Annotated in this window: 12 protein-coding genes and 2 pseudogenes; 12 read left to right on the top strand and 2 right to left on the bottom strand. The window is 69.4% G+C overall.

What is annotated here, in order from left to right; genetic code table 11:
- From ABZT06_RS43470 to ABZT06_RS43425, 10 genes and pseudogenes are all read left to right on the top strand, one after another.
- Positions 1-103, top strand: a pseudogene (locus ABZT06_RS43470) (alpha/beta hydrolase); the annotation flags it as partial.
- 430 nt (positions 104-533) lie between these two features.
- Entirely contained in the window at positions 534-1,730 is a 1,197-nt protein-coding gene (locus ABZT06_RS43465; RefSeq protein WP_355753808.1) for an acyl-CoA dehydrogenase family protein, read from the top strand.
- Positions 1,731-2,010: 280 nt separating this feature from the next.
- Positions 2,011-3,114, top strand: coding sequence for a Zn-dependent alcohol dehydrogenase (locus tag ABZT06_RS43460; protein WP_355753806.1), 1,104 nt, complete (start codon positions 2,011-2,013; stop codon positions 3,112-3,114).
- A gap of 681 nt (positions 3,115-3,795) precedes the next feature.
- Entirely contained in the window at positions 3,796-4,380 is a 585-nt protein-coding gene (locus ABZT06_RS43455; protein WP_355753803.1) for a sigma-70 family RNA polymerase sigma factor, read from the top strand.
- Positions 4,377-4,898, top strand: coding sequence for a hypothetical protein (locus tag ABZT06_RS43450; protein WP_355753801.1), 522 nt, complete (start codon positions 4,377-4,379; stop codon positions 4,896-4,898). The genes ABZT06_RS43455 and ABZT06_RS43450 overlap by 4 nt, the downstream gene beginning before the upstream one ends.
- Complete coding sequence (locus ABZT06_RS43445) at positions 4,898-5,578, top strand: CU044_5270 family protein (RefSeq protein WP_355753799.1); 681 nt, start codon at positions 4,898-4,900, stop codon at positions 5,576-5,578. The genes ABZT06_RS43450 and ABZT06_RS43445 overlap by 1 nt, the downstream gene beginning before the upstream one ends.
- Before the next feature lie 222 nt (positions 5,579-5,800).
- On the top strand, positions 5,801-6,595 hold the full coding sequence (locus ABZT06_RS43440; protein WP_355753797.1) for a L,D-transpeptidase family protein: 795 nt from the start codon (positions 5,801-5,803) through the stop codon (positions 6,593-6,595).
- 652 nt (positions 6,596-7,247) lie between these two features.
- Positions 7,248-7,529 carry a peptidase inhibitor family I36 protein gene (locus ABZT06_RS43435; protein ID WP_355753795.1) on the top strand — a complete coding sequence of 94 codons (282 nt, stop codon included), beginning with the start codon at positions 7,248-7,250 and terminating at the stop codon, positions 7,527-7,529.
- Positions 7,530-8,717: 1,188 nt separating this feature from the next.
- Positions 8,718-9,497: an alpha/beta hydrolase gene (locus ABZT06_RS43430; RefSeq protein WP_355753793.1), complete on the top strand. Its 780-nt coding sequence runs from the start codon at positions 8,718-8,720 to the stop codon at positions 9,495-9,497.
- Positions 9,498-9,857: 360 nt separating this feature from the next.
- Positions 9,858-10,865 (top strand): helix-turn-helix domain-containing protein, encoded by a 1,008-nt coding sequence (locus ABZT06_RS43425; RefSeq protein ID WP_355753790.1) that lies wholly within the window; start codon positions 9,858-9,860, stop codon positions 10,863-10,865.
- Between the two features lie 3 nt (positions 10,866-10,868).
- Here ABZT06_RS43425 and ABZT06_RS43420 read toward each other — a convergent pair whose 3' ends face one another.
- Both ABZT06_RS43420 and ABZT06_RS43415 read right to left on the bottom strand, forming a co-directional pair.
- The gene (locus ABZT06_RS43420; RefSeq protein ID WP_355753788.1) at positions 10,869-11,459 is read right to left on the bottom strand and encodes a flavoprotein; all 591 of its coding nucleotides are present in this window, start codon (positions 11,457-11,459) and stop codon (positions 10,869-10,871) included.
- Between the two features lie 733 nt (positions 11,460-12,192).
- A pseudogene (locus tag ABZT06_RS43415) lies at positions 12,193-12,765 on the bottom strand (ABC transporter substrate-binding protein); the annotation flags it as partial.
- 135 nt (positions 12,766-12,900) lie between these two features.
- Here ABZT06_RS43415 and ABZT06_RS43410 point away from each other — a divergent pair.
- Together ABZT06_RS43410 and ABZT06_RS43405 are read left to right on the top strand one after the other, a co-directional pair.
- Positions 12,901-13,461 (top strand): phosphatase PAP2 family protein, encoded by a 561-nt coding sequence (locus tag ABZT06_RS43410; protein WP_355753786.1) that lies wholly within the window; start codon positions 12,901-12,903, stop codon positions 13,459-13,461.
- A complete protein-coding gene (locus ABZT06_RS43405) occupies positions 13,433-13,795 on the top strand; it encodes a hypothetical protein (RefSeq protein ID WP_355753784.1) in 363 nt (120 codons plus the stop codon). The genes ABZT06_RS43410 and ABZT06_RS43405 overlap by 29 nt, the downstream gene beginning before the upstream one ends.
- Positions 13,796-13,890: the final 95 nt, after the last annotated feature.

Genomic DNA, 13,890 nt, shown 5'->3' with positions numbered 1-13,890 from the left:
CATCCCCGGCGCCAGCCACGTCGACCTCTACGACAAGCGCGAATACATCAACCCCGCCGTCGACAAGCTCACCGACTACTTCACCACCCACCTCAACAAGTGACCCACAGGCCATCACCTGGCCCGCAGGGGCCCCGCCTCAGGCTCCCCGGGGGTCGAGGTGTCCCCGGCACCGTCGATCTATGCGGGAGCGCGCCGGGGCGAGGTACAGGGGTGGAGGCCCCCTTCCCCGGTCGTGCCCCGGACAGAGGCCTGCGTCAAAGCTCTCGGCGGTGACGGTGCCGGAGTCCGCCCAGGCGCAGAGCCTCAGAGGCTCGGGTGTGGGGAAGCCGGGCGACCAGGGACTACGTGCACCGCGGGCGGGGCACGGCGGCGAAGACCTCGGTGAGGTCGATGCGCGGCCGGGCGCGGAGGCGTGCCCTGTCCCTCGAACCCGTTCCGGGTGACGAGGTGAGCCGGGGCAAACCAGTCACACGTGTGCGGAGTTGAGTCAACTGCCGCTCAGAAACGTACAACGCACACATACTTGTGGCATGAATGCCACAGACGTTACGCGTGCCACTGAGTGCCCCGCGCAGTCCCAGCCGTCCTCCGACTTCCCCTCGGAGTTGGTCGGACGGGCCCGTGAGCTGGTTCCCCTGCTGCGTGCGAACGCCGATGAGGCGGACCGCGGCGGTCGGCTGCCGGGAGCCGTCGTTTCGGCTCTGCGGGACTCGGGGCTTCTGAGCCTTCAGGTGCCACGTGCTCTCGGCGGACCGGGCGCGGACTTCCGTACCGCCTTCGAGGTCTACACCGAGCTGGGGCGGGGCTGCGGGTCCAGCGGCTGGCTCGCCATGGTGCTTTCCGGCGGGGCGTACATGACCGCGCTGCTCGGCGCGCGGGCACGTCAGGAGCTGTGGGGGACGGACCCCCGAACGGTTGTCGCCAGTCGACTGCCGGCCGCGGGCACCGCACAGGCGGTCGACGGCGGGCTGGTGGTGTCCGGCCGGTGGTCGCCCATCTCGGGCGTCCACCACTGCGAGTGGGTGATGGTGGCGGTGACGACCGGCACCGACGCCGACCTCGCCCTGGCCGTAGTCCCCCTGACCTCGGGACGGGTCGAGAACACGTGGGACGTCACCGGTCTGCGGGCCACCGGCAGCGACACGGTCGTCCTCGAGGAGGTGTTCGTGCCGGACCACCGGGTGCTGTCCCTGTCCAGGATGGTGAACGGCGGCTGTGCGCAGGACCATCCGGACGAACCCCTGTGCGCGGCGGCTGTCGTCCCGGCCCTGACCGTGACGCTCGTGGCTCCGCTGCTCGGAATGGCACTGGCCGCTCTGGAACACACCCGGGAGCGGGTGGGCGCCTCACCCCGTCGGGCCGGCTCGGCCGACGTGCAGTACGCCGTTGCCGACGCCGCCGCCCTGATCGACTCCGCGCGGCTGCTGCTGTTCCGGGCCCTGGACGACATCGAAGCCGCCATCGCGGCTCGGACCCAGCCGGAGGAGCTGATGCGGGCGCGCATCCACATGGACGCGGCCATGGCCGCCCGCATGCTGCGTAAGGCCGTACGGCATCTGCTCACCGCGCTGGGCAGCGCGGCCTTCTCCATGTCCTGTCCGGTGGCGCGTATCTGGCGCGACACCGAGGTCGCGCTGTCCCACACGAACATCGTCCCGGGCCCGAACCGGGAGGCCTACGGGCGGGCCCTCCTCGGCCTGGCGGACCAGGAGGCGAGCGGGCACTGACGGCCCGCAACGGTTCGTCCGCTCCGGTGGGAGCGAACAGGACACGAGTCGTTGGTGTGGCACAGATACAGCAGGAGGACCAGACCACGCGCGGGAGAGAGGGGCGGCCGGCGGGTATGTGCGCCCGCTCACGTCCACGTCCCGGCGTCGAACCTTCTGGCCCCCGGTGCCCGTGTATCCGATGTGGCGCCGCGCATGCCACCACGGGCCGACTGGGTCGGTCGGCCTCTCCCGTTCTGGCGCCGGACCACTCCGGACGCTCTTATCAGCGAGGCAACCCATGAAGACCAAGGCAGCAGTCCTCTTCGAGGTGGGCAAGGAGTTCGAGGTCGTCGAACTCGATCTGGTGAAACCCAAACACGGAGAAGTGCTGGTCAAGGTCGAAGCGGCCGGCCTGTGCCACTCCGAACTGCACATGCTCAACGGGGACTTGCCGGTTTCGCTGCCCATGGTCGGCGGCCACGAGGCCACCGGCATCGTGGAGGAGATCGGTCCCGGAGTCGGCAAGGTCAAGCCCGGAGATCGGGTTGTGTGCACATTTGTGCCGAGCTGCGGACTGTGCCCTTACTGCTCGACCGGCCGTCAGAACCTCTGTGTCTTCGGGGACCAGCCCGACGGGCCCCTTGCGGACGGCACGTTCCGATTCCAGCTCCGCGGGAAGGACGTCGGTTCCTTCCGACAACTGGGCGCCTTCTCGGAACGCCTGGTGACGACAGAACGCTCTGTTGTGCGTATCGACGACACCGTTGCACCGGACAAGGCCGTGCTCCTTAGCTGCGGCGTCCCGACCGGCTACGGAACAGCCACGGAGGCCGGCCGCGTCGGTGCCGGTGACACCGTCGTCGTCTTCGGGATCGGCGGCATCGGCATCAACGCGGTTCAGGGCGCCTCGCACGCGGGTGCGGCCAACATCGTCGCGGTCGATCCGGTCCAGATGAAACTGGACGCGGCTCGGCGCTTCGGAGCCACCCACACCTTCGCCGACGCCGAGCCGGCACTCGAAAAGGTACGTGAAATCACGGCCGGAGAGATGGCCGACCAAGCTCTCATCACCGTGGGAAACGTGGATCAGGAGGTCGTGCAGCACGCGCAGACCGCCGTCGGGAAGTCGGGAGTCGTCGTCATCACGGGACTGGCGAGTTCGACGTTCGAGATTCGCGCAGTGGCCGACTGGATCCTCCAACGTCAGGTGGAGATCCGCGGCTCCATCTACGGCTCGATGAACCCGCAGACGGACATCCCCCGGTTGTTGAAGCTGTACCAGGACGGCTATCTGCGGCTGGACGGGCTGGTGACCGCGAGGTACGAGCTGGAGCAGGTGAACCAGGGGTACCAGGACCTGCGTGACGGCAAGAACATCCGCGGCATCCTCACCTTCGACTGAGGGCAGGGGCTCCGGATCGGTCAGGGAACCGCGTCCGCGCGGTCCCACTCCTTTGCCGACAGGTTCCCGAATGCCTGGCAACTCAGCGACACAACTGGGCAATCACGCCGGCAGGCAGGCGTCGGCCTTGTGAGGTGAAGCGTTCGGCGATGACGGCACGCGCCGGGCTGGGGCGCGGATGCCCTCGGGCTCATACGGCGGTCTCGCCCTCGGAGCCCAGGACGATGGGCTGATCGGCAAGATCCTCATCAGGCGCACCAGCCAGAACGCCTCGTGCCTCAGATCAGTACGTTCGTCCGTACCAACGGGACGCACATTCCTTCAGCCTGCTTGCAGCGGCGACGAGGGCCATGACGTTACTTCTGGGCGCGTACTGATGGTCAGGGTCGGCAGTGTGTCGGGCTGCTGCCGCTCGGTGGTTGTCTCGTGGAAACGGACGATGTGATGGACACACGCATCTGCCCGTGGGCTCGTTCCAGGCCGTCTGACAGCAGCGACGGCAGATCGTCGTGGGACTGCACTGCCGGGCACGTGTCACACCTGTCGGTGTCTCCTTGCCGCCCCCATCGCACGCGTGCCCTCCCGGAGTGATGCCAATCACAAGGGAATTCCTCCCCGGGAGGTAATAAGCGGGCCGCTGCTCACATTTCCAGGTATGAAAGCCGAGATGAGGGGGTGCTCGTGACACCTGCCGAGCGCTTCCACGATGTCTACGAGGCGTGTTACCCGCGTGTCCTTGCCTATGCCGCCAGCCTGGTGGGACGCGAGGTGGGCGAGGACATCACCAGCGAGACGTTCACCATCGCGTGGCGACGGATCCACGACGAGGTCCCCCACCCGACCCTGCCGTGGCTCCTGGGCGTGGCCCGCAACCTCGTGCGGGAGATGCGCCGCCGTGACGCCCTGCGGTACCTCCTGGCCGCGGAGGAGGCACAACGCCTGGCCGGCGGCGCCCACGGCCACGCCGGTGACGTGGCGGCGATGGTCACCGATCGGCACATCGCACTGCAGGCCCTCGCGGGTCTGCCGGAGGGCGACCGGGAGTTGCTGACCCTGATCGCCTGGCACGGCCTCAGCGCGAAGGAAGCCGCGACCGTCCTGAACTGCACCAGCGCGACGCTGGCCGTTCGGCTTTACCGAGCGCGTCGGCGCCTGGAGAAGGCCCTGGAGGCAGCGCAGTCCGCTGACCCGTACGAACCGGCCGAGGCAGCGCCGGTCCGCCCCACTGGCACCCCCCGACCGCACTGCGAAGGAGCACCCGCGTGAAGAACGCACAGGATCGATCGAAGCGACCCGACGCCATGCAGGTGCTCGCGGACGCACGGCCCGATGAACTGGACCCGGCACGGCTGACCGACCCGGCACGGCAACGGCAAGACTTCGTCCGCATCGTCTCCGAACCCGCCAACAGCCGCCTGGCACGCCGGTCGATGCGCCTGCGTCCGCTGGGGGCAGTCGCGCTCGTGGCGGCAGCGGCGTCCGTGGTGGTGTCCGTCGGCTCGTTCCACGGGCAGGCACCAGCCGATCACTCCCCCGCACATCCGCCGGCCTCAGTCGGGGCACAGGCACCGAGCGCAGCCGTCGACCTGCAGGTCGACGGACGTATTGAACTGCTCAGCGCGGCCAAGAAGGCGGAGGCCTCGCCCGCCGAGGGGACGTACTGGCAGACCACCACGCTTGCGCAGAACGTGGATGTCGCCGAGGTGAGCGGGCGGCTCTTCGCCGTGCGCAGCACGTCGACCGACGCCTGGTCGGTGGGTGTGCAGCCCGGGACGAAGAGCTGATGGTCTCCGGTCTGGACTCCCTGACCGAACCGCGGACCGCGGCGGACAAGGCGGTGTGGCAGGCCGTGGGTTCGCCCCGCACGGTGCCGGTCAAGAGCGGGCAGTCGGCCGCCTTCACGATGGGGACCGGACGGCCGACGGTCATGCGGACGGACGTCGGCGGCAAGATCTACGCCGTCGGCCCCGACAACGTCTCCTACCAGGACCTGCGGGCGCTGCCCCCCACCAACGACGGGCTGCGCCGTTACCTGGAGGAGCTGTACGCGCGGGGCAACGGCACCGAGGGCGCCGGGACCGACCGCACTGCCTGGATTCTGCGGCAGGCGGGCAACCTCGTCACGATGCCCGTCAAGCCCGGCGTCCGGGCAGCGGCGTACCGGGTGATGGCCGGGCTGCCCGGCGCCCGGGTGGTCGGTCATGTCACCGATCCGCTGGGGCGTGAAGGTGTGGCTGTCGAGTTCCCCGGCACGTACGGCACGCCGCTGGGGACGACGAAGCAGCGGCTTGTCATCGACGCCTCCACCGGTGACCTGCTCAGCGACGAACTCCGAATCGTCGAGCCCTCGGCGAGGGCCAAGGGGGCGGGCCTGAGGGCGGGCACCCTGGTCAACTACCAGGCGACCAGCCGTATGGGCTGGGGGAAGCGTCAGATCGCCGTGCCGACGAACGCCCACATCTGACCGGGCACCCGCTCGACAGACGAACGCGGCCGCGCCGTGACGCGCGGCCGACGCCGGGCCGCGAGCTCCTTCGGGGGCCGCGGCTCCGGCGGCGCGACTGCAGCCCCCTCTCTGCCCCGCACCTCGCGGCACCATCCGGACCGTCCAGCGCCGCCTGGGCCGCCCGGCACCACAAGCCCCCCGTCCCGGGGCTCCTCGAATCTCCCGAGAAAGCCCATGTTCATGCGCCTGCACAGGCCTTACTTCGCAGTGACCGCGGCGCTCGCCGTGTCCGTGTTGGGGATCACCGCGTTTCACCACACGGACGAGGGTGACGTCCACCCGGCCCATGTCCGGGCCGAGGGCGCCGAATCATCCGCCTCGACGACCGGGGCATCGGTACCCCCGTCCGCCGCTCCGTCGCAGACGGTCCGGTCACGGCCGCAACTACCCTCCCAGTTGCCGGGGCTCGGCCCAAAGACACTGGCCCACATCCCGCCCGGCACCCGGCAGGTCCTCGTCGTCACCGGAACAGCCAAGAACGCGGCGTCGTCGCAGGCCGTGCTCTGGCGACGGGTCGACGGCGGCTGGCTTCGCGGTGAGGTGTGGGCCGCCCACAACGGCTACAGGGGCTGGACGGACAGGCACTACGAGGGCGATCTGCACAGCCCCATAGGGGTGTTCGGTCTCACCGACGCCGGCGGACGTCTAGCCGATCCCGGCACCAAGCTGCCCTACCACCGGTCCGGTGCCTTCTCAGTCACCGGAACCGGATTCGAGGGTGAGCCGTTGGACGGCTCCTTCGACTATGTCGTCGCCCTCAACTACAACCGCCAGCCCGGGACATCACCGATGGACGGCACCAAACCGCTTGGGGCGAGCCGCGGTGGGGGCATCTGGATCCACGTGGACCACGGCGGTCCCACTCATGCATGCATCAGCCTCTCCAAAGCCCACATGAGGCAGTTGCTGCGCGCACTCGATCCCGCGGACCATCCCGTGGCCGTCCTAGGCGATGCGGCGTCGCTCGCCCACTGACCGTCCCGGCGAGCACAGTGAGGTGCTACGGCCCTGTGGTCGGCGTCGCCGCATGACTCCACCGGCGCCGGCGGGGGAATTGCTGCGCCAGAGCGGGTGGAGCCCTCGGGGATGCGGGCCACGGCGGCGGGGGTGGCCAGGGTGAGTGGGCGTGCGAGAGCGAACTGCGCTGGAAGCCCGAGCCCGCCCAGGGGCGCTTCGGAACCAGCCGGAGTGAGATCAGGGACCGAAGGGACTGGGTCTCCAACTGTTCGTCGTGCACCACGCACGAGCAGGTCGCGCCGACGGCCTTCAAAGTACGCCTGCGGACATCGGACCCACATCACACAGATAGATGACATTGCACCTCCACCGGAGGAGTCTGGTCCCGCGCGGTACGAGCGACGTCGAGGCAGATCCCGATGCGGTAGCCGACAATGTAGTGCGAAAGACGCAGGCGCATCGCGTCGCCGTATGGCCAACACACCCTGACGGCATCCCTGGACCACGTCTGGTCAGATCACCTGACCGGACCGAATGCCGTCGCCACAGGACACACGACGTTCGTTCCCTCATCGCACTGGCCTGTGGCGCTGCCGCGGCCCTGGCTCTCGGTGTTTCCCCCGCTTCAGCGGCGCTGGCCGCGCCCGCCGCAAGCTGCGACGGGGCCATCGTGCTCTGGGACAACGTCAGCTACAACGGCACCCACATCTGCTTCGGTTATTGGGAATCGGAGAGCGACCTGGGCAAGGTCTCGGCGCTCCCCAGCGGGAGCATGCAGGACAAGACCTCGTCTGTGCAGAATTTCACCAATTCGGCCTTCTGCCTGTACGTCGACAACAACTACTCGGGTGACAGGTTCACCATCAACGCGCACACCTCGATCGTCGACATGCGAGTCCCGAACTCGTATTGGAACGACAAGATCAGTTCCTTGCGTCCCGGCGCCTGCTGAGTCTGCCGTGCAGTGACCGTCGCTGTGGTGCGGTGTCTGTCGACCGGACCACAGCACGCCCTGCCTGCCTTATCCGAGCAGGACTTGCGCACCTGTCCATGCTCGCAGCCTCGCCGGTGATCCGCCGCGGAACACGGACCGTGACTTCATGGTCACCGAAACGGACTCCGTCTGACACGAGCGCGTTACAGGCTTTTCAGGCGTTTCCGGAACCGACCTGTGCAATGGGGCCTGGTGGGTGCCTGCCCAGCGGTGAGCGGAAGCGGGTGAGGAGCGGCCGCGGTCCTCGCGTTCGGGGCGGGTATCGGACCCGTGGGTTGGTCTCACCATGCCTGCCAAGATGCCGAGGGCGACCGTTGGTACGGCGTCAGGGCCTCTCTGGCGTCGTTCGCTGTCCCAGCCTGCTTTCACGGTTCGCCTACCGCGTCGTCACGACCGCGCGTCGGTCTTGGCCCTCACCGACCACACCTGAGTCCTCTGTTGGCCGGGGGTGGTGAGCGCCTCCTCGCGCAGGTGGCAGGCCCACCTCTTCCGTCAGGACGCCTTGCGCCAACCGGCTTGCGCCTTGTTGACCCAGCAGTGATGAGCAACCACCGGTGTCGTCGTGCGGCTTTCACATTTGCTCCGGACTGCCCCGGAACCGGCACAAGGAGCACACCAGCACGAGGCGTGACGTACGGTGGCGTCAAGGCAGGGGTGACCATCGCCGACACACGTGTGCTGCGATAGTGGCTTTCAGTCGCCTACGGAGGCATGCTGATATCCGGCCGATCAGACAATCAGTACCATCGCCGTGTGGGTGAAAGGTCTCTCATGGCCGGCATAGCTCAGTCCTCACCGGTCCGCGAGAGGTGGCCCCGCATCGGCGGGCGCGTCAGCCGTCGGCAGTCGCCGCGGAGATGCCCTCGCGCACGACGGGCGACAACATGTTCCTGACAGGGCCGACCTCCCGTCCGGTAGCTGCGAAATCGTCCGCCGCGACACCGAAGGGGAGCGGGCAGCCCGTTACACCCCGGCGGGACACCGTGGTCCCTTCTCAGCCGCGCTGTGCCGCTATTGACCCGCCGTCTGAGCCACTGCCGTGACGGAGGTCGGCAGGATGCGCCTCGTCGCACACCTCAGAGCCAACCGCACGACATCCTCGAATGATTTCGACGGCATCCAACACTTCAGCGATAAGGGATAGATATGACGCACATCGACACAGGCGTGTTCGGTGATCTGGCCGGTGATCTTTACGGGCCCCCCGACGACGTACGGCCGCCTCTGCTCCTGCTGCACGGGCTGACGTTCGACCGGCGGCACTGGGGGCCCTTTCTCGCCCATCTGTCCGCGGGGCGCCGGGTCCTGGCCCTCGACCTGCCCGGCCACGGCGCCTCGCCCGAGAGCACCTCGTACACCCCGGACGACGTGGCCACGGCGGTGCACCGGGCCGTCACCGCCGCACGCCTCGACACCCCAGTGGTGGTCGGGCACTCGATCGGCGGCCTGCTGGCCACCGTGTACGCAGCGGGGCACCCCGCGCGTGGCGTCGTCAACATAGACCAGCCGCTGCTGCCCGGGCCGTTCGGCGAACTGCTGCGGCAGAACGAAGAGCTGCTGCGCGGCCCGGAGTATCTGCGGCTGTGGGAGCGTCTGACCGCCGGCATGGGGATCGACAGCCTCCCGCCGGCCGCTCAGGACTTGATCCACACCGCCACCACTCCCCGGCAGGACCTGTTCCTCGGCTACTGGCACGATCTGCTGTCCAAGTCAGCGGATGAGATCCGCGCGCGTCGTGAGCGGGACCTGACCGCCTTGCGTGAACGGGGCGTCTCCTACCGGCATGTGAGCACGAGCGAACTGGCCGGGCCCTATCGCGCGTGGGTTCACGCCTGCCTGCCGGACGCCCTCTTCAGCGTCATCCCGTCGACCAGTCACTTCCCCCATCTCTCGCACCCCAGGGAGCTGGCGGATCTCGTGCCCTAACAGTTGTGGCGCCCGCACGGGCAGCGACGACCAGGGGTCCCGGAACCGAGACCCCGCCGTCCGCGGCCAGGCGCACCTCGGCCTCCAGCCGCCGAATGAGTACAGGCACACATCGGAGACGGACCGTGCGCCGACCGGAGGAGACAGGGCTCCGGGCAGACGGCCGGTCAGCCACCACGCAGGTCACGTACCAGACCAACGGAGAAGCCACCTGCAGCATGTCGGAGGCGGCTGACTCCACGGGGGCAGTGCGGACCGCCCACAACGGCTGTAAGGGTGGAGCGGGAACCTTGGAGTGAGCGGATCCCGTTTCTTCAGGAGCCTCGGCGTGAGTCGCCGTACCCCTACGACGGAGAGCCCGTGAGCACACATCAGCGCGGCCGCCACGCCGCCGCAGAAGCCGCCCCGGTGGCCCCGGTCCCCGAAGAGGCCCCGGCGGAGCGTGCCTGCGCCCGCTGGTCCAGCAACGGTCTCGCAGCGTCCGAGGCGTTCACCTACTGGGCCGACGTGGTGTGCGAGGCCTTCGTCGGGGTGGCCGTGCGCCCCAGCCGGGGTGAGCCCTTCGAGGGACACATAGAGACGTCCGTCCTGGACGGGGTGGGCTTCGCCAACCTGGCCGCGAGTCCGCAGCACGTGGTGCGGACGGGTTCACTGATCGCACGCGACCCCGAGGAAGTCGTCCTGGCGAACATCCAGTTGCGGGGTCGGGCCAGGCTGGAGCAGAGCGGACGCGTGGCCGTGCTCACCCCCGGGACGATGGCCTTCGTCGACAGCACCGTCCCCTACGACCTGGACTTCGCCGACGACTTCTCGCAACTGGTCGTCAAGGTGCCCAGCACCCGTCTGCCGCACCGCTCCCTGAGCAGGGCGACCGCCGTCGCACTGAGTGACTCGGGGCCCGGCCGGGTGGTCGCCGACTTCCTCGTCGGGCTCGGTCGGCTGCGGGACCACGACCCCGCGGCGGCGACCGCCTTGCTGCCGCATGCCGTCGAGCTGCTGGACTCGGCCCTGGGCTGGGCGGCGGACGGCGCCGCGCCCGTGACGTCGGCGACGGCAGTGACCCGCGAGCGGATCCATCAGTTCGTGCGCCGGCACGCCGTGGACGATCACCTGGACGCCGCCACCGTGGCGACGGGCTGCGGTGTCTCCCGGCGCACGCTGTACCGGACGCTGGCCGAGGACGGCGACACACTGACAGGACTGATCCGCCGGGTGCGGGTGTCTCACGCGCAGCGGCTGGTCCGGGCGCATCCCGAACGGCCGCTCGCCGCCGTGGCCCGCGAGTGCGGTTTCGGCGGCGAGGCCCAGTTGTACCGGGCGTTCCGGGCGGTCACGGGCATGACGCCCGGTGCCTATCGTTCGAGGTGACGATCAGGCGGCCGTGGGTCCGTTCCGGGGCAGGAGCTCCCTGATCATCCCGACGAACGCGGGCGGGGCCGGTGGCATCGGTGCCTTGACGAACTCGCCGAGGCCGACGTCGTAACGCTGCCCCCACGCCGGTTCCACGACGTGGTAGCCGTCGTGGCGGAGCTGGTCCACGTTGCGCTGCACGGCGGGCTTGGTCCACATGGCGCCGGTCATCACCGGGAAGAAGAGCACGGGGAATTCGGCGGCGGCGACGGTCGCGGTGAGCAGGTTGGGAGCAGCGCCCGTGGCGACGGCGGAGAGGGTGTGGGCGGTGGCCGGCAGGACGGCCATGAGGTCGTGCTCGGCCGCCAGGGTCGCCTGGTTCTCCCGGGCCCAGGCCGCCGGCGTCGTGCCCGTCACCACGCGGTCCGCGAACAGGCCGACGGTGTGCGGCGGGAGGAACGTACCGGCCGTGTGGGTCATCAGGACGGTGACGGTCCCGGTGAACGTGGCGCGCAGCGTGCTGAGGTAGGTCGGGAGCATGGCGACGGCGGCCGAGCCGGTCGCGCCGATGAGCAGACGTCCACCGAAGGTGGACGGGGTGTCGCTGGTCATGCCTCCACCATGGTCCGGGGTACGGGGCGGGGTGTGACCAGGTGTGCCACGCGAGCTGACCATTCGTGCCGTCCGCCTGCCCGGTGATCAGTCAGGTCCTGCTCATGATGATGCGTCTGCTGCCGTGCAGGGCGGTGCGGACGACGGAGGTCGAGGAGCAGATGTCGGGGGTCACCTGTCCGGGGTCTGACTCCTGGGCACGACGTGGAGCTCTCCGTACTGGCCGCCCCTGACCCTCGCGGGGTCGAACAGGGCGCCGAGGTGGGCGATGTCGTCGGCGCTGAGCCGAGGTCCACTGGCCTCTTGACGAATGCGGAGGCGACCGAGTGGGGAGCATCACACCGTTGTGGCACTGCGTCGCCCTCGCTTCAGTCGGCCGTGACGCGGGGTTCTCCGCAATGTGTGAGAGGTTTCATCTGGGCCGACAAATGTTTCGACGTCACACACGAAACACGCGAAACACCCAGGAGGGGCCGTATGTGTGAGTCCGGATCCGGAACCGAGTCAGGCACAGGCCGTCGGTCCCTGCTGATGGCCGCCGGGGTGATCGGCGCCGCCGGTGCGCTGACTCTCGCGCCCGTCAGATTCGCCGAGGCCGACGAGAACACCGCGACGGGTGTGCCCGAGGACGGCACCGAAGTGACGCGCACGATCACCGGCCACCTTCAGACCGGCGCCGCCGATTTCGTCTACCTGCCCGTCGAAGTACCGCGCGGCGTCAACCAGATCGCCGCGCGAACGCGACGTAGCCGAGGGTGTCGGGGAACGTGGAGAACTTCTGGGTGAGCCGGATGGTGAAGGTCCGGTCGTCGATGACCTTCAGGCCGGACAGGGTGTCGGCGGTCTGCTTGCCGGTGTCCGGGTGGACCTTGTCGTAGCCCTCGATGTAGCCGAAGAAGTAGGCGTTTTTCTGGTTGTTCTTCAGGCTGGCCCCGTAGTTCCAGGCGTCCACGAAGGAGTGCGCGGTGATGGGCTCGCCGTTGCTGAACTTCCAGCCCTTCTTGAGCGTGACGGTGAAGGTGCGGGAGTCCGCGGTGGTGACGCTCTGGGCGACCGCGTTCTCGGCCTTGCCGGTCTTCGGGTCGTACTGCTTGAGCCCACGGAAGATCATGTCGAGGACCTTGCCGCCCTCCACCTCGTTGGTGTTGGCCGGCTCCAGCGGGTTCTGCGGGTCGCCCCAGACCGCGCTGAGCACGTCCGCGCCGCCACTGCCGCCGTCGTTCCCGCCGCCACCGCTGCAACCGGTGAGGGCGAGGGCCACGGCCGTGGTCAGGGCGGGCCAGATGGCGTACGTGTGTGCTCGCATGGGGTCTCTCCTTGAGGGCTGGCCCACGACCTTGAACTGGTCCTCGGGTGGGCAAACGTATGTATGGCAGCGGATGTCCGACATCACATGTCCATGCGATATGTTCCGAATCGGTCGACACCTACCTTCACAGGTGTGTCGTGGAACGCAGAGGGTGACGACGATCGGCGCTTCGCGGTGCGGACTTCCGTGCGGTTCGGTGCCGCCGCGGCCGCGGCCGCCCTGACATGCCTGCTGGTGTGCGTGGCGTTCGTCCGTACGGCCGCGGGCCAGCGCTGGGAGGACGCCGTGTGGGACGGGCGCGCCCAGGACGAGTCACTGGCCGCGCTGCACCGGGCCGACCGGGTGCTGGACCACATCACGCTGATGTCCCTGGGCGGCGCCGTGGCCGTGCTCGTGCTGATCGGCGCGGTGCGACGGTGTCACGCGGCGACGGCGGTCGCGGTGGCGGTCGTGGGCGGGTCGCTCGTCCTGAGCGAGGTGCTCAAGCTCCTGGTGCTGCGACGGCCGGACCTGGTCAGGGCACCGGTCCGGCTGCTGGGCAACAGCTTCCCCAGCGGGCACACGGCGATCGCGATGAGCGTGGTCTTCGGGCTGGCCCTGGTCGTGCCCTACCGGCTGCGGGCCGCCGTCGTCGGCGTGGGCGGCCTTCGTCGGCGCCTACACCGTGGCCGCCGGATGGCACCGCCCCAGTGAGGTCATCGGCGCCGACCTGCTGGTCCTCACCGTCGCCTGCGGCTGCGTGGCGGTCGCCGCCCGCGGCGGCGGGGTGCGCGCCGCGCCGGGGGGCCGCCGTCGTGCCAGGACCGTCGGGACGTTGCTGGTGACCGGTCCCTTGGCGGCCGTCGCCGTTGCCGGGCTGGGTACCGGCGGGGTCCTGCTCGTGGGAGCCGTCTCCGGGGCGGTGCCGGCGTGGTCCATGCCGGCTGTCGCCTATGCGACGGGCCACGCACTGGCGGCGGGGGCCGGCGCCGCCACCTCGTTGGTGTGGCTCGGGCTGATGCGCCACCGCATCGTGGGCACACACTGACCGGCCGTGCCGCACGTGCCGGCGGCCCCGCCCGGTTGTCGCCTCCAAGGGCCTCAGGCCCGCCCCCGCCCATGCGCTCTGCTCCCTCAACGAGT

It is taken from the genome of Streptomyces sp. NPDC005483 (genome assembly GCF_040606035.1).
Taxonomy (GTDB): domain Bacteria; phylum Actinomycetota; class Actinomycetes; order Streptomycetales; family Streptomycetaceae; genus Streptomyces.
The sequence above is the reverse complement of the archived record's forward strand: the minus strand, read 5'-3'. Positions and strand labels throughout refer to the sequence as shown.